This is a genomic window from Streptomyces beijiangensis, from assembly GCF_017315755.1.
In the GTDB taxonomy this organism is placed as follows: domain Bacteria; phylum Actinomycetota; class Actinomycetes; order Streptomycetales; family Streptomycetaceae; genus Streptomyces; species Streptomyces beijiangensis.
On sequence record NZ_JAFLRJ010000305.1, the window covers coordinates 1 to 16183 of the forward strand.

General features: G+C 70.3%; 12 protein-coding genes and 1 pseudogene. 7 read left to right on the forward strand and 6 right to left on the reverse strand.

Annotated features, from left to right (window positions below; translation table 11 throughout):
* Positions 1-700: pseudogene (locus J0695_RS28060) on the reverse strand (PucR family transcriptional regulator ligand-binding domain-containing protein); the annotation flags it as partial.
* Between the two features lie 187 nt (positions 701-887).
* On the opposite strand from J0695_RS28060, the gene J0695_RS28065 reads away from it, so the two are divergent.
* The 3 genes from J0695_RS28065 to J0695_RS28075 all read left to right on the forward strand — a co-directional run bounded on the left by J0695_RS28065 (position 888) and on the right by J0695_RS28075 (position 5156).
* On the forward strand, positions 888-2357 hold the full coding sequence (locus J0695_RS28065; protein WP_206966584.1) for a sodium:solute symporter family protein: 1470 nt from the start codon (positions 888-890) through the stop codon (positions 2355-2357).
* A gap of 79 nt (positions 2358-2436) precedes the next feature.
* Positions 2437-3471 (forward strand): agmatinase, encoded by a 1035-nt coding sequence (gene speB, locus J0695_RS28070; protein WP_206966586.1) that lies wholly within the window; start codon positions 2437-2439, stop codon positions 3469-3471.
* Complete coding sequence (locus tag J0695_RS28075) at positions 3468-5156, forward strand: thiamine pyrophosphate-binding protein (RefSeq protein ID WP_206966588.1); 1689 nt, start codon at positions 3468-3470, stop codon at positions 5154-5156. The genes speB and J0695_RS28075 overlap by 4 nt, the downstream gene beginning before the upstream one ends.
* Before the next feature lie 69 nt (positions 5157-5225).
* On the opposite strand, the gene J0695_RS28080 is transcribed toward J0695_RS28075, so the two are convergent.
* Together J0695_RS28080 and cpt are read right to left on the reverse strand one after the other, a co-directional pair.
* On the reverse strand, positions 5226-6053 hold the full coding sequence (locus J0695_RS28080; RefSeq protein ID WP_206966590.1) for an endonuclease I family protein: 828 nt from the start codon (positions 6051-6053) through the stop codon (positions 5226-5228).
* Between the two features lie 158 nt (positions 6054-6211).
* A complete protein-coding gene (gene cpt, locus J0695_RS28085) occupies positions 6212-6760 on the reverse strand; it encodes a chloramphenicol phosphotransferase CPT (RefSeq protein WP_206966592.1) in 549 nt (182 codons plus the stop codon).
* Positions 6761-6888: 128 nt separating this feature from the next.
* Between cpt and J0695_RS28090 the strand changes: the two genes are divergently transcribed.
* Both J0695_RS28090 and J0695_RS28095 read left to right on the forward strand, forming a co-directional pair.
* Positions 6889-7821: a serine hydrolase gene (locus J0695_RS28090; RefSeq protein WP_206966594.1), complete on the forward strand. Its 933-nt coding sequence runs from the start codon at positions 6889-6891 to the stop codon at positions 7819-7821.
* A gap of 91 nt (positions 7822-7912) precedes the next feature.
* Complete coding sequence (locus tag J0695_RS28095; RefSeq protein WP_206966596.1) at positions 7913-11626, forward strand: ABC transporter ATP-binding protein; 3714 nt, start codon at positions 7913-7915, stop codon at positions 11624-11626.
* Between the two features lie 203 nt (positions 11627-11829).
* On the opposite strand, the gene J0695_RS28100 is transcribed toward J0695_RS28095, so the two are convergent.
* Positions 11830-12318, reverse strand: coding sequence for a hypothetical protein (locus J0695_RS28100; RefSeq protein ID WP_206966598.1), 489 nt, complete (start codon positions 12316-12318; stop codon positions 11830-11832).
* 191 nt (positions 12319-12509) lie between these two features.
* Here J0695_RS28100 and J0695_RS28105 point away from each other — a divergent pair, with 191 nt between their 5' ends.
* Together J0695_RS28105 and J0695_RS28110 are read left to right on the forward strand one after the other, a co-directional pair.
* Positions 12510-12869 carry a hypothetical protein gene (locus J0695_RS28105; RefSeq protein WP_372445835.1) on the forward strand — a complete coding sequence of 120 codons (360 nt, stop codon included), beginning with the start codon at positions 12510-12512 and terminating at the stop codon, positions 12867-12869.
* Positions 12870-12973: 104 nt separating this feature from the next.
* The gene (locus J0695_RS28110; RefSeq protein WP_206966602.1) at positions 12974-14407 is read left to right on the forward strand and encodes a S28 family serine protease; all 1434 of its coding nucleotides are present in this window, start codon (positions 12974-12976) and stop codon (positions 14405-14407) included.
* Between the two features lie 81 nt (positions 14408-14488).
* On the opposite strand, the gene J0695_RS28115 is transcribed toward J0695_RS28110, so the two are convergent.
* Positions 14489-15124: a hypothetical protein gene (locus tag J0695_RS28115; protein ID WP_206966605.1), complete on the reverse strand. Its 636-nt coding sequence runs from the start codon at positions 15122-15124 to the stop codon at positions 14489-14491.
* Positions 15125-15182: 58 nt separating this feature from the next.
* Positions 15183-16183: glycoside hydrolase family 3 N-terminal domain-containing protein (locus J0695_RS28120; protein ID WP_206966607.1), on the reverse strand; the 1001-nt coding region annotated here is incomplete at its 5' end.

The following is a 16183-nucleotide window of genomic DNA, read 5'->3' on the forward strand; positions in this document are numbered from 1 at the left end:
AATCGCCGGACGGGCTTGAGAATCAAGCCCGTCCGGCGATTGAGGACCGGGGTCCGGGGCGGAGCCCCGGTGGGTTGCGCCCCGCGCTGGTTGGACCACTGCGGTCAGGGTCGTCAGCGACGCCCTCACCCGGTCCGACGGGGCCCGCCCCGCCTCGTACGCCACCGTCCCGTCCGGACGGGACCAGCGCCGCCCACCCGCCCAGCCGCGCCGCCAGCTGCCTCAGCACCGCAGGGACCGGGTCCGGGCGCGCCGCCGCCGTGGCCAGGCCCTGCTGGGCCTCCGTCACCCGGCGCAGCTCCCGGTGGCGGGCCTGCGCCATCAGGCCCCACACCGCGCGGGCCACCGCCGTGAAGGGCGTCCGCGGCGGGACCTCCACCAGGGGCAGGCCCCGGCGCTCGCACGCCTCCACCAGGGCCGCCGGCACCGTGTCGTACACCGGTGTCACCCCGAAGCCCAGCGCCGCCCCGCCCGCCTCGACGATCCGCGCGACGTAGAGATCCGGATCGGCCAGCTGCACGCCCGCCGTCAGGAGGAGTTCGCCGCCGAGCAGATACGGATACGGGTCCGCCATCTCGCTCGTGTGCACCCAGTGCACGGCCGCCCCCGGCCCCGCGAGCTGCCGCAGACCGAGGTCCTCGCGCGCCAGCAGTGCGGCCAGTGCGACGGGTGTAGTGGGGGGAGAGGCGGGGTCCGGCATGGACGGTCCATCCACAAAGGCAGGAGGCAGGTGGAGGAAACGTACACTTCAGTGTCGCTTTCCGGCCACCTAGGGTCATGCCGACCGGCAGCCACGGGTACGGGCGTATGTCCCCGCGAGCAGCTGCCGGGTTCACCAAACCCGTCCCTGCACGACACGCCACCGAGGTGCGCGAAGGAGGCCCCCCATGGCCATCGACTATGCGGTGATCGTCATCTACCTGGCCGGCATGCTGGCCATGGGCTGGTGGGGCATGCGCCGCGCCAAGTCCAAGAGTGAGTTCCTGGTCGCGGGCCGCCGCCTCGGCCCCGCGATGTACTCCGGGACCATGGCCGCCATCGTTCTCGGCGGCGCGTCGACCATCGGTGGCGTCGGCCTGGGCTACAAGTACGGGCTCTCCGGCGCGTGGATGGTCTTCACCATCGGCCTCGGCCTGCTCGCGCTCTCCGTCTTCTTCTCGGCGCGCATCGCCCGCCTCAAGGTCTACACCGTCTCCGAGATGCTCGACCTGCGCTACGGCGGCAAGGCCGGCCTGATCTCGGGCATCGTCATGTGGGCGTACACGCTGATGCTCGCGGTCACCTCGACCATCGCCTACGCGACCATCTTCGACGTCATCTTCGACATGCACCGCACCGTCGCGATCATCCTCGGCGGCGCGATCGTCGTGGCGTACTCGACGCTCGGCGGCATGTGGTCGATCACCATCACCGACATGGTGCAGTTCGTGGTGAAGTCCATCGGCATCCTGATCCTGCTGCTGCCGATCGCGGTGATCAAGGCGGGCGGCTTCAGCGGGATGAAGGCGAAGCTGCCGACCGAGTACTTCGACCCGCTCGGCATCGGCGGCGAGACGATCTTCACGTACGTCCTGATCTACACCTTCGGGATGCTCATCGGGCAGGACATCTGGCAGCGGGTGTTCACCGCGCGCAGCGACACGGTCGCCCGTACCGGCGGCACGGTCGCCGGTACGTACTGCCTGGTGTACGCCATCGCCGGCTCGGTCATCGGCACCGCGGCGAAGGTCCTCTACCCGCACCTGGCCAACCCGGACGACGCCTTCGCGACCATCGTCAAGGACCAGCTCCCCATGGGCGTCAGGGGCCTGGTGCTCGCCGCCGCCCTGGCCGCCGTGATGTCGACCTCGTCGGGCGCGCTGATCGCCTGCGCCACCGTCGCCAACAACGACATCTGGTCGCGGGTACGGGGCCTGACGGGCTCCGCCCCCGTGGAGGGCGACCACGACGAAGTGAAGGGCAACCGCATCTTCATCCTCGTCATGGGTGTCGCCGTGATCGTCATCGCGATCCAGCTCGGCAGCGTCGTCGAGGGCCTGACCGTCGCCTACGACCTGCTGGTCGGCGGCCTCCTGGTGCCGATCCTCGGCGGCCTGCTGTGGAAGCGCGGCACGGTGTACGGCGCGCTCGCCGCGGTCGTGGTCGGCGGAGCCTCCGTCCTGGTCCTGATGGCCGTGTACGGCATCCTCGCCAACGAGCCCGTCTACTACGGGCTGCTGGCCTCCCTCGTCATGTACGTCGTCGTCTCGCTCGCCACACCCCCGACCGACCCGGCCGTGCTCGCCAACTGGCGTGAGCGGCTGGCAGGCCGGGGTGCGGAGACCGAGCAGGAAACCGTCGCCGGGGTACCGGCCTGAACCCCGCACCGGCCCGCTGTCAGTGGGCCGGTGCATTCTTGACAGAGCAGCACAGGCACCACCTGGAAGGGCACCGACCATGAGCAGCACCGGACGACAGAGCGAGACCCCGGCACCCGGCGGCGACAGAGGCCCCCGCGGCCCCGTCGACTCCTCCCGCATCCCGCGGTACGCCGGACCCGCGACCTTCGCCCGGCTGCCCCGCCTCGACGAGGTCGGCACCGCCGATGTCGCCGTGGTCGGCGTACCCTTCGACTCCGGGGTCTCGTACCGCCCCGGCGCCCGCTTCGGCGGCAACGCGATCCGCGAGGCGTCCCGCCTGCTGCGCCCGTACAACCCGGCACAGGACGCCTCGCCGTTCGCGCTCGCGCAGGTCGCGGACGCGGGCGACATCGCGGCGAACCCGTTCAACATCAACGAGGCCGTCGAGACGATCGAGGCCGCCGCCGACGACCTGCTCGGCACGGGCGCCCGTCTGATGACGCTCGGCGGCGACCACACGATCGCGCTGCCGCTGCTGAGGAGCGTCGCCAAGAAGCACGGTCCTGTCGCGCTGCTGCACTTCGACGCGCACCTGGACACCTGGGACACGTACTTCGGCGCGGAGTACACGCACGGCACTCCGTTCCGCCGGGCCGTCGAGGAGGGCATCCTCGACACGTCCGCCCTCTCGCACGTCGGCACACGCGGCCCGCTGTACGGCAAGCAGGACCTGACCGACGACGCCAAGCTGGGCTTCGGCATCGTCACGTCGGCCGACGTCATGCGCCGCGGTGTGGACGAGGTGGCCGACCAGCTGCGCCAGCGCATCGGCGACCGCCCGCTCTACATCTCGATCGACATCGACGTGCTCGACCCGGCCCACGCGCCCGGCACCGGCACCCCGGAGGCGGGCGGCCTGACCTCGCGCGAGCTCCTGGAGATCGTGCGCGGGCTGTCCTCCTGCAACCTGGTCTCGGCGGACCTGGTGGAGGTGGCCCCGGCGTACGACCACGCCGAGATCACCTCGGTCGCCGCATCCCACACGGCGTACGAACTGACCACGATCATGTCCCGTCAAGTCGATGCCGGCAGGCAGCGCCATGAGCACAGCGCGGAGGCGCGTACCAAGTGAGCCCCCACGACCACCACCACGACGAGACCCCGCACCTCACGCCCGAGCAGCTCGCGGCGGCGCTCAACCCGCCGGCAGGACGCAACGGCGGCGACCTGGTCGTCGAGACGCTCCAGGGCCTGGGCGCCACGACCGTCTTCGGGCTCCCCGGTCAGCACGCGCTGGGCATGTTCGACGCCCTGCGCCGCTCCTCGCTCACGTACCTGGGCCTGCGCGTCGAGAACAACACGGGCTTCGCCGCGGACGCGTACGGCCGGGTGACCGGCGAGGTGGCCCCGCTGCTCCTCTCCACGGGCCCCGGCGCGCTCACCTCGCTCGCCGCGCTCCAGGAGGCGGCGGCCGGATCGTCCCCGGTCCTCGCCATCTCCAGCCAGATCCCGACGGCCGGCCTGGGCGGCGGCCGGCACGGCTATCTCCATGAACTCCGGGACCAGCAGGCCTCGTTCCGCGACATCGTGAAGTCGGTCCACACGGTACGCAAGGCCTCGCAGATCCCCTCCGCACTCGCGGCGGCCTGGGAGTCGGCGCTCACCGCGCCGCACGGTCCTGTCTGGGTCGAGATCCCCCAGGACGTCCTGCTGGCCGAGACCACCCTCCCGCCGGTCACGGCGATGGACGCGACGCCGCGTGAGCTGTTTCCCCGCCCCGAACTGACGGCTGTGGCAGCCCACTTGCTGTCCTCCGCGACCCGCCCGGTGATCATCGCGGGCGGTGGCGTGGTCCGCTCGGACGCCTCCGGCAAGCTGCTGGCACTCGCCGAGAAGCTCGACGCCCCCGTGGTGTCGACCTTCGGCGGCAAGGGCGCGTTCCCCTGGGAGCACCCTCTTTCTCTCCAGTCCTGGATGGAGGACCGCCACACCACGGACTTCCTGGAGTCGGCGGACGTCCTTCTGGTGGTCGGCTCCGGCCTGGGCGAACTCTCCTCGAACTACCACACGTTCGCCCCGCGCGGCCGGGTGATCCAGATCGAGGCGGACCTCGGCAAGCTGGAGTCGAACCACCCGGCGCTGGGCATCCACGCGGACGCGCGGATCGCCCTCTCCGAGCTCCTTGAGCAGACCACGGACCGTGCGGACAAGACGGCCGCGGAGTCGGTGCGTACGGTCCTGGCCAAGGTCAGGGCCCGTATCGACGCGCAGGACCTCGGTTTCGAGCAGCAGCTCGTGGCCTCGGTGCGCGAGGCGCTCCCCGCCGCTTCGCCCAGCTTCTGGGACATGACGATCCTGGCGTACTGGGCCTGGTCCGTCTGGCCGGGCGCCCTCCACTCGGCGCAGGGCGCGGGCGGTCTCGGCTACGGCTTCCCGGCGGCGATCGGTGCGTCGGCCGCCGACCGTACGACACCGGTCCTCGCGGTCTCGGGCGACGGCGGTGCGATGTACTCCATCGCCGAGCTGGCCACCGCCAGGCAGTACAACCTGCCCGTCACCTGGCTGATCGTCGACGACGGCGGTTACGGCATCCTCCGCGAGTACATGACGGACGCCTTCGGCGAGGCGACGGCGACGGAGCTCTCCCGGCCGGACTTCGTCGCCCTGGCGGAGTCCTTCGGGGTCCCGGCGGTCCGTACGACGCCCGAGTCGCTCACCGAGGACCTGGCGAAGGCGTTCGCTGAGCCCGGCCCTTCGGTGGTCGTGCTCCCCGCGGTGCTGAAGATGTTCGCCCCGACGCACCTCGGCGCTGTCTGATCACCCGGTCTGATCACCCGGTCCGGCCGTTCCAGGGGAACGGCCGGACCGGGGAGCCGGGAGGCCCGCTCAGTAGATCGACTCAACCCACTCGGGGTGGTCGACGAACGGGTTGCGGTTGTGCTGGTAGGTCGCGTAGATGACCTGGTTGCGGTTCTCCTCGAACGCGTCCGGCGGGTCCTCGTCGTTCCACTGCTTGAGTACGGAGAGGCGCCCGATGTAGGGGTTGCTGCCGTTGTTGACCACGTCGTCGGGTTCGAGGTCGGCGAACCCGTCGCCGCCCTCGTAGCGCACCGCCATGTACAGGATCATGCGGGCCACATCGCCCTTGACCGCGTCACGGGGCTCGAAGGAGTTGGAGTCGACGAGGCTGCCGCCGCCGTTGGTGACCGCGCTGCCGCCGTTGTCGAAGTCCAGGTTGCCGCGGATGCCGTTGACCGCCACGTCCTCGGGGCGCAGGTGGTGGAGGTCGGTGCCGGGGCCGGTCGCGGTGCCGAAGTCGCCGTGGGACTTGGCCCAGACGTGCTCGCGGTTCCAGTCGCCCGAGTCGCCGCCGTTGAGCGACTTGCTGCGGGATTTGCCGCTGTACAGAAGGATCACGTTGCTGCTGTTGCTCGGGTCCTGGTCGGTGACCTTGAGCGCGTTCCAGACCGCGTCGTACGAGATCTTGGTCTGGCTGCTGATGATCGTGTGCAGCGAACTCTTGAGCGCCGAACCGGACTTGCCGATGGCGTTCGCGTAGTACGTGTCGTCGTACGTGGTGACGGCGGCGGTGGCGGTGGGATCCGCCGAAGTGGCAGAGGTGGCCGCGGTGGCGGTCGGCACGGTGAGGGCGATGAGCAGCGTGGAGGCTGCGAGGGTCAGAGCTCTCCAGTGACGTATGTGCGAGGCGGGCATGTGGGGCTGTCCTCTCCTGGCGGTCGGTAGGCCACGGCCCTGCTCAACTGGGCTGTTTTCTACGCGCGTTGACAACGCGATGACCGAGAGGGTGGCACAGCGGAGTGCCGCCTTGTGTGAACACGGAGGGGCGGTTGCGTAATACTTTCATGGACATGTCATTCGGCGGTCGGGGTGCGCGTCCAGGCGGCGATGGTACGGGCGCACTCCATGGCCCCGGTGCGTGAGCTGTCGACCTCAAGGTCGTAGCGCACCCCGAGGTGGACCAACTCCGCCTGAGAGGCGGCCATACCAGGGACCCGGTCGCCCCGCGCGAGCTCACGCTGCTCGGCGACGTCACTGTCGCAGCGCACACCCACCCACAGCACCGGCACCCCGTCGAGCTCCCGCACCCACCGCTGCTGGGACTCGGCCCCGCCGAGGAACACCTCGTCGATGACGATCCGCGCGCCCGCCCTGACCATGGCGGCGACCCCGGCGATCCAGGCCGCCTCCAGCTCCCGGAACGCGGGCCCGACGGACACCTCACCGTCAGCCGCGAAGCCGATGCCGGACTCCGCGGTCAGCATCGCGGCGGGCATGGCGTCCACCAGGGTGTCGGCACCGAAGGTCAGCCACGGGTCGGGCAGTACGTCCTGCAGGCACCGGGCGATGGTGGACTTCCCCGAGCTGGAGCCGCCGTTGAGAACGATCATCCGCAGGGTCATCACGCCAGACTAGATCGTTGCGCGGGCGGGGATCTTCTCGTACAACTTTTCGGTCAGTCGTGAGTCATCTGAGACGGGCGCAGCTGTGGGAGCGCCCGTTCATCGAAGTAAGGGACCGGGGAGCTTTCATGACGTCAGACCAGCACCGAATATCCCGCCGCGCGCGCGGCGCGCTCGCCGTCGCGGTGGCCGCGGGGGTCATCGCGCCGGCAGCTCTCGCCGCGGCGCCCGCCTCGGCCGCCACACCCGTCGTGGCCTGCTCCTCCGCGAAGGCGGGGCTCGCCGCCAAGCTGAAGAAGGACATCACCGCGGCGCTCAAGGGGCGCAAGTCGACCGTGGCCGTCGGGGTCTACGACCGGACGACCAAGACCACCTGCTCCCTGCGCCTCGACACGAAGTGCGACTCCGCGAGCGTCGTGAAGGCCACCGTCCTCGCGACGCTGCTCTGGGACCACAAGAAGACCAACAAATACCTGACGTCGCGCGAGACCGGACTCGCCACGGCCATGATCACGAAGTCCGACAACAACGCCACCACCGCGCTCTGGAAGCAGCTGGGCGTCGCGAAGGTGAAGGGCTTCCTCAAGGCGGCCGGGATGACGCACACCGTCCCCGGCTCCGGCGGTTACTGGGGGCTCACCCAGATCACCGTGCGTGACGAGCAGCGGCTGCTCTCGCTGCTCACCGCCAAGAACTCCGTGCTGAGCGACAATTCGCGGTCGTACGAGCTCGGGCTGATGCGCAAGGTCATCGCGTCGCAGAAGTGGGGCACCCCGGCCGGGGCCCCCGGCAGCGCCACCGTCCAGGTCAAGAACGGGTGGCTGCAGCGCTCCACCCACGGCTGGCGTGTGCACTCCATCGGAGCCTTCACCGGCAAGGGGCACAACTACACGATCAGCGTGCTCACCCAGGACAACAAGACCATGCAGGACGGGGTCAACACGATCCAGGCCGTGGCCCGTGTCGTCCACCGGGACCTGAACACCAAGGCCGCTCTGAAGGCCCTCGTGAACCCGCCCGCGATGCCCCGCGAGGTGGCGCCGCCGGTGCCCCGGTCCTAGGACCTTCGACCGTACATTTGTTTCAGCGGGATGAAATCCGCTGGTCGCCGCGTTGGTGCCTTCCGGTGGGAACGACAACGGGAGGCACCTAGTGGCGGACGACGCCGCACAGCAGACGTGGGCGCGACGGCTCATCGGGTACGCCTGGCGCTACCGGCGCAATGTGGTGCTCGCGCTCGGCTCGTCCCTGGGCGGTATGGCCGTCATGGCCCTGGTGCCACTGATCACCAAGGTGATCATCGACGACGTCATCGGTGACGGATCGCGGTCGCTGGCCTTCTGGACCGGTGCGCTGATAGCGGCAGCCGTCGTCGTGTACGTCCTGACGTACATCCGGCGCTACTACGGCGGGCGCCTCGCCCTCGACGTCCAGCACGACCTCCGTACCGAGATGTACGGAACGATCATGAAGCTGGACGGGCGGCGCCAGGACGAGCTGTCCACCGGCCAGGTCGTCGGGCGCGCCACCAGCGATCTGCAGCTCATCCAGGGGCTGCTCTTCATGCTCCCGATGACCATCGGGAACGTGCTGCTCTTCGTGATCTCGCTGGGCATCATGGCCTGGCTCTCGCCCGCCCTCACCCTCATCGCCCTCGCCGTCGCGCCCGCCCTCTGGATCATCGCCAAGCGCAGCCGCACCCGCCTCTTCCCCGCCACCTGGTACGCACAGGGCCAGGCCGCGGCCGTCGCCGGAGTCGTCGACGGGGCCGTCACCGGCGTGCGCGTCGTGAAGGGCTTTGGGCAGGAGGACCAGGAGACCGGGAAGCTGCGGACCGTCAGCCGGCGGCTCTTCGCCGGCCGGCTGCGCACCATCAAGCTGAACTCCCGCTACACCCCCGCGCTGCAGGCCGTGCCCGCCCTCGGGCAGGTCGCGATGCTGGCCGTGGGCGGGTGGCTCGCCACCCGGGGGGAGATCACGCTCGGGACGTTCGTCGCGTTCTCCTCGTACCTCGCACAGCTCGTCGGACCCGTGCGGATGCTCGCCATGGTGCTCACCGTGGGGCAGCAGGCGCGGGCCGGTGTGGAGCGCGTGCTGGAGCTGATCGACACCGAGCCGAGCATCGAGGACGGCACGAAGGAGCTGCCCGCCGACGCCCCCGCGACCGTCGAATTCGACGACGTCTCCTTCGGGTACGCGGAGGGCCGGCCCGTCCTCGACGGCTTCTCGCTCTCCATCGCCCCCGGTGAGACCGTCGCCGTCGTCGGCTCGTCCGGCAGCGGCAAGTCCACCGTCTCGCTCCTGCTCCCGCGCTTCTACGACGCCACACAGGGTGCCGTCCTGGTCGGCGGGCACGACGTACGCGAACTGACCCTGGAGTCGCTGCGCGCCGCGATCGGGATGGTCCCCGAGGACAGCTTCCTGTTCTCCGACACCGTGCGCGCCAACATCGCCTACGGGCTCCCCGACGCGACCGAGGAGCAGATCCTCGTGGCCGCCCGCGCCGCCCAGGCCGACCGGTTCATCGCCGAGCTGCCCGCCGGGTACGACACCAAGGTCGGCGAGCACGGACTGACCCTGTCCGGCGGCCAGCGCCAGCGCGTCGCGCTCGCCCGCGCCATCCTCACCGACCCCCGGTTGCTGCTCCTCGACGACGCCACCTCCGCGGTGGACGCGCGCGTCGAGCACGAGATCCACGAGGCGCTGCGCGGGGTGATGGCCGGGCGCACCACCCTCCTCATCGCCCACCGCCGCTCGACCCTCAACCTCGCCGACCGCATCGCCGTCCTGGACGGCGGCAGGCTCGCCGACATCGGTACGCACGAGGAGCTGGAGCGGCGCTCCGCCCTCTACCGACGGCTGCTCACCGACCCCGACGAGCTCGGCGGCGTCTCGCCCGGCCACGTCGTGCCGGAGGCGGTCGTCGAGGACACGTCCGTACGCGACGAACTGGACGCTGAGTTCGACGCCGAGCGCGGCCTCACACCCCCGCTGTGGATCCGCGAGGAGCGGGCCGTCGAGGCCGCTCCCGGCGGTATGCCGGCGACCCCGGAACTGCTCGCGCAGGTCGCGGCGCTGCCGCCCGCGACCGACACCCCCGACGTCGACGAGGCGGGGGCCGTCAGAGCAGAGGCGTCGTACGGACTGCGGCGGCTGCTCCGCGGCTTCGGGCCCGTCCTGCTGATCAGCCTGCTGCTCGTGGCCATCGACGCGGGCATGAGCCTGCTGCTGCCGGTGCTGATCAGGCACGGCATCGACGAGGGCGTCAACAAGCTCGCGCTGGGCGCCGTGTGGGCGGCGGCCGGGCTCGGTCTCGCGACCGTGGTCGTGCAGTGGCTGGCGCAGACCGCCGAGACGCGGCTGACCGGGCGGACCGGCGAGCGGGTGCTCTACTCGCTCCGGCTGAAGATCTTCGCGCAGCTCCAGCGACTCGGACTCGACTACTACGAGCGGGAATTGACCGGGCGCATCATGACCCGGATGACCACGGACGTGGACGCGCTGTCCACGTTCCTGCAGACCGGGCTGGTCACCGCCTTCGTCTCGGTGGTCACCTTCTTCGGGATCCTCGTGGTGCTCCTCGTCCTCGATCTGCAGCTCGCGCTGGTCGTCTTCGCGACGCTGCCGCTGCTGATCGTGGGCACGTACTTCTTCCGGAAGAAGAGCGTCAAGGCGTACGAACTGGCCCGCGAGCGGGTCGCGCTGGTCAACGCCGACCTGCAGGAGTCGGTGTCGGGGCTGCGCATCGTGCAGGCCTTCCGGCGGGAGCGGCTCGGCAGCGCCGCCTTCGCGGCGGGCAGCGACAGCTACCGTCAGGCGCGGGTGCGCGGGCAGTGGCTGATCTCGATCTACTTCCCCTTCGTGCAGCTCCTGTCGTCGGTGGCGGCGGCGGCCGTACTGATCGTGGGGGCGCACCGGGTCGAGGCGGGCACACTCACCACGGGTGCGCTCGTGGCGTACCTGCTCTACATCGACCTCTTCTTCGCGCCGGTGCAGCAGCTGTCCCAGGTCTTCGACGGGTACCAGCAGGCCACGGTCTCCCTGAAGCGGATCCAGGAGCTGCTGCAGGAGCCGACGTCGACGGAGAACGCGGAGAACCCGCTGCCGGTGACTTCGCTGCGGGGTGACATCGCCTTCGAGGACGTGCATTTTGCGTATGGGGGCAAGGAGGAGGCGCTGACCGGCATCAATCTGCGGATCCCCGCCGGGCAGACCGTCGCCTTCGTCGGCGAGACCGGGGCGGGCAAGTCCACGCTGGTCAAGCTGGTGGCACGGTTCTACGACCCGACGGGCGGACGCGTGACCGCGGACGGGGCGGACCTGCGGACGCTGGACATGACCGCGTACCGGCACCGGCTCGGTGTCGTACCGCAGGAGGCGTACCTCTTCGCGGGGACGGTGCGTGACGCGATCGCCTACGGGCGTCCCGAGGCGAGCGACGCGGAGGTCGAGGCGGCGGCCCGTGCGGTGGGCGCGCACGAGATGATCGCCACGCTGGACGGCGGGTACCTGCACGAGGTCGCCGAGCGCGGGCGCAATCTCTCCGCCGGGCAGCGGCAGTTGATCGCGCTGGCGCGGGCGGAGCTCGTCGACCCGGACGTACTGCTGCTCGACGAGGCGACGGCTGCGCTGGACCTGGCGACCGAGGCCCAGGTCAGCCAGGCGACGGACCGTCTCGCGGGGCGGCGTACGACGCTGGTGGTGGCCCACCGGCTGACGACCGCGGCGCGGGCGGACCGGGTGGTCGTGATGGACCACGGGCGGGTCGTGGAGGACGGCACGCATGGCGAGTTGCTCGCCCTGGACGGGGATTACGCGCGGTTGTGGCGCACGTTCGTGGGCGAAGAGGAGCCGGTGGGGGCGTAGGCGTGCCGCTGCGCGGCCCGCTTTGTCCTCAATCGCCGGACGGGCTGAATTTGCCCGACGTGGGCTTGCAAGTGCGCGCACAAGCAAGCCCAGAGGGCCAGATCAAGCCCGTCGAGGGGGTCCCCCCTGCTCGAGCGAAGCCGAGAGCTTGGGGGAGATTGAGGACCGGGGTCTGGGGCGGAGCCCCAGGGCGGGGGCGGCGGCTAGCGGCGTGCTTCCCTGATCCCGGAGATCTTCTTCGTGGAGAGGTCCGACTGGACGTCCAGGTACGTGTACGTGGGGTGCTTCACCGACCCCCACGTCAGCCGCACCGACGACCACGTGTGCCCCATCCCGCTGTTCCCCGGCGTCACCCGCCACGCGCTCGGCACGTTCTGCGCGCGCAGCACACCGTCCGCGTGATTCCGGCTCTCCCACGCGGCGAGCTGCTTGCGCAACTGCGGCGTCAGATAGAAGTTCCGCAGGGCGGTGGAGAGTTTGCCGCCCGCGACGCCACCCTCCCCGTACCCGGCGTCGATGTACGACCCGTAGAAGTCGGCGACCCTGTTGTACGCGACCTCGGGGCTGCCGCTGACCGAAGGGGCCGGCGGGCGGGTCGAGGAGGCCGTGGACGCGGCGGCCGGAACCACCGCCACTGCGGTGAGGAGTGCGGCCGTCATCGCAATGCGGCCCGCTGTACGTGTATGAACCATGGCTAGACCTGCCTTTCGCGCGCAACCATTCGCGCGGTCTGTCCCGTAAGACCCCGGGTGGACTGATTTGGTTGTCCCAAACCTGACATCCGGCCCGCTGGAACCGCCCACCCGCGCCACGCGTCGTACACACATACGCTCTTGTGGCTCAGGGGGAAGCAGTGTTCGACGGCGGATTGCGCAGGAGGCTCGTGTTCGGTCTGGCCGTGCTGACGGCGACCGGGGTCCTGGAACTGGCGACACCCGCCCAGGGCGCGCATGCCGCGTCCGGGTGTCCCGGGCAGCGGGTGAAGACCGTGCCCTTCGCCACCGGGCGCCTGGAGGTGTACCGCAGCGGTCCGTACACCTGCGCCGTCACCCTGGCGAAGAAGCCCGGCGCCAAGCGGCCCATGTCCGTCCTGCTGCAGGTCCGTGGGGGTCGCGCGGTCGTCGACAGCGGCCGGTTCGGGCGGCTCGCGGGGCCCGTGAAGGTCCGTAGCGCCACGAAGTGCATACGGGCCGTGGGCGCGGTCTCCGGGAAGTCGGGCGCCACGGGCTGGATCCTCTGCTGACCCGTTCCTGTGAGGGAAGGTCCAACTGGGGCTGGCGGGTCGGCTGTTGACCCGGCTAGGTTCACCGGGTCTGTCGTGATCTCGTGAACCCCAGGGGAGGGCGAATGCGCAAGGCGCTCAGATGGCTGCTGGCGCTCGTGGTGCTCATAGGCACCGTGAGTGCGGCAGGAGTGTCGACGGCCGGAGCGGTCACCACCGCGGAGCCGAGTACGGACATCAAGGAACAGATCCTCGCGATTCCGGGGATGAGCCTCATCGAGGAGAAGCCCTACGCGGGCTACCGCTACTTCGTCCTGAACTACACCCAGCCCGTCGACCACCGGCACCCTTCCAAGGGCACCTTCCAGCAGCGGCTCACCCTGCTGCACAAGGACACCAGCCGGCCCACGGTCTTTTTCACCTCGGGCTACAACGTCTCCACCACACCCAGCCGCAGCGAGCCGACCCGCATCGTCGACGGCAATCAGGTCTCGCTGGAGTACCGGTACTTCACCCCGTCCAGGCCGCAGCCGGCCGACTGGACCAAGCTGGACATCTGGCAGGCAGCCAGCGACCAGCACCGGATCTTCCAGGCGCTGAAGCCGCTCTACTCCAAGAAGTGGCTGACCACCGGCGGCTCCAAGGGCGGGATGACCGCCACGTACTTCGAGCGCTACTACCCGCGTGACATGGACGGCGTCGTCGCGTATGTCGCGCCCAACGACGTGGTGAACAACGAGGACTCGGCGTACGACCGGTTCTTCCAGCAGGTCGGCACCAAGGAGTGCCGCGACAAGCTCCAGGCCGTGCAGCGCGAGGCCCTGGTGCGGCGCGTACCGCTGGAGAAGAAGTACGCGGAGTACGCTGCCGCGAACGGCTACACCTTCACCACCGTCGGCACCCTCGACAAGGCCTACGAGGCCGTCGTCCTCGACTACGTCTGGGGCTTCTGGCAGTACAGCCTGGTCGCCGACTGCGCCGAGATCCCGGCCGACGCCCCGCACGCCACCGACCAGGCGATCTGGGACTCCATCGACACGATCTCCGGTTTCTCCTTCTACACCGACCAGGGTCTGTCGCCGTACACGCCGTACTACTACCAGGCGGGCACCCAGCTCGGCTCGCCCGACATCCGCCAGCCCTGGCTCGGCAAGCTCTCCCGTTACGGGTACCAGCCGCCGCGCAACTTCGTGCCGCGTTCCATCCCGATGCGGTTCGAGAAGGGCGTCATGCGCGACGTCGACTCGTGGGTGAAGCGCAACGCCCACCAGATGCTCTTCGTGTACGGACAGAACGACCCGTGGGGCGCGGAGCGCTTCAGCGTCGGGCGGCACGCGGACGACTCCTACGTCTTCACCGCGCCCGGCCTGAACCACGGGGCCAATGTCGCGGGTCTGGCCGCCGACCAGAAGGCGCTGGCCACGGCCCGCATCCTCGACTGGGCGGGCGTCGCGCCGGCTGCGGTCCAGGCGGACCCGGCGCGGGCGAAGCCGTTGGCTTCGTACGATGCCAAGTTGGATGCGCAGCGGGTTGAGCGTGACCCGGCTCTGCGGCCCTAGCTGCGAGCAGCTCCTGTTGTCCTCAATCGCCGGACGGGCTGAAAAAATAAGCCCGTCCGGCGATTGAGGACACGCGCGGAGTCACACGCGGCTCGCGCAGCCCACCGGTTTCGTGCCGCCCAGTTGGACGTACAGCTTTGTCGTCGGCGGGCAGAGCGCGCGCCTCGCGACCGACGTCGTCACCTCGAACTCCGGCTGCCTCTCGCCCGAACCGTCGCAGGCCGTCTCCTTCACCTGCCCCTTCCCCGCGTTGTAGACGCAGTCCCCGACCACCGTCCGCGGCCCGCCGCCCTTGCCCGGGTCGCCAGGGTGCGGCGGCTCCAGGGTGCGCATGCAGGCATAGCCGTTCGCCACGGCCGACGGGGTCGCGCTCGCGCCCTGTGCCAGTGCGGGCGTGGTCTCCGAGATGTACAGGACGAAGTCCGTCGGGTCCGGACAGGCGGGCCCTGCCGGTCTGCTCCCCTCGTGGCGGGCGAGCACGCGTGCGTACGCCCGTTCGCTCGTGCAGGACACTTCGCGGAAGTCCCTGCCGCGCGAGCTGCATTCGTCCGGCCCCAGGAACGTCGCCCCGTACCCCGTGGGCTGCGGCGACTCCTGGAGTTTCTGCGTCGGACCGCCCCTCGACGGCTGCTGGCAGGAGCTCAGAACCCCCACCAGCACGACGCAGATCACCCCCAAAAACCAAGCTCCGAGCCTGTGCACAAGTACACCCCCCATAACTGCATCCAGCGTGACCCGCCGGGGCGGGCGCACGCCAGATGCACGGAGCGTACGTCTAGTACGACAGACCGTAGCCGACCGGGTACAGCACCTGCGCGGGGTCGTCCGCCCGCTGGACCGGCACCGGCAGCTTCCCCCGGGGCTCCACCGCACCCGCGATCACCCGTGCCGCTGCCCGGAGTTCGACGTCCGTCCAGCTGTACGTGGCGAGCGCCGCGCCCACCGTGGGCAGTGCGGCGATGTCGTACGGATTGCGGATCGCGATCTGCACCACCGGCACCCCGCTCGCGACGAGCGCCGCCACCAGCTTGGACTGGGCGCCGCCCGCACCCGCGTTGTACGTACCGACGACCACCGCGTCCTTGCCGTGCGCGGCGGCGACGGCCGCGTCGATCTGCGCCTGGGTGGGGAGCGTGCCGGTGGAGAGGACCGTGGCGGAGAAGCCCAGTCGGTCGAACTCCTTGCCCAGCACGGTCGTCGGCGGTCCCGTCGAGCCCGAAGGGGACGCCGGGTCGGCGCCGAGGACCAGGAGGTTCTTCTCCCGGCGCCGGGAGAGCGGCAGCAGGGCCCCCTTGTTGAGCAGCAGGGTCGTGGTGCGCTCGGCGATCCGGTCGGCGGCGGCCAGGTGCGAGCGGGTGCCGACGGTGCGGTCGATCTCGCGGTCGGAGACGTACGGACGGCTGAACAGGCCGCGTCGCGCCTTGAGCCGCAGGACCCTGAGGATCGACTCGTCGAGCCGGGACTCCGGGAGCTCGCCGCTGCGCACCGCCGCGAGGACCCCGTTCCAGGCGGTCGGCAGGTCCGGCGGGTTCAGGAGCTGGTCGACGCCGGCCTTGAGGGCGAGCACCGGGACGCGGGCGTCGCCGTACTTGTCCCGTACGCCCTGCATGTCGAGGGCGTCGGTGATGATCACGCCCTGGTAGCCGAGCTCCCCGCGCAGGATGCCGGTGAGGATGGGGTGCGAGAGTGTCGCGGGATCGTTGCTCGGGTCGAGCGCGGGGAACTGGATGTGCGCCGTCATGATCGAGTCGATCCCGGCGGCGATCGCGGCCTTGA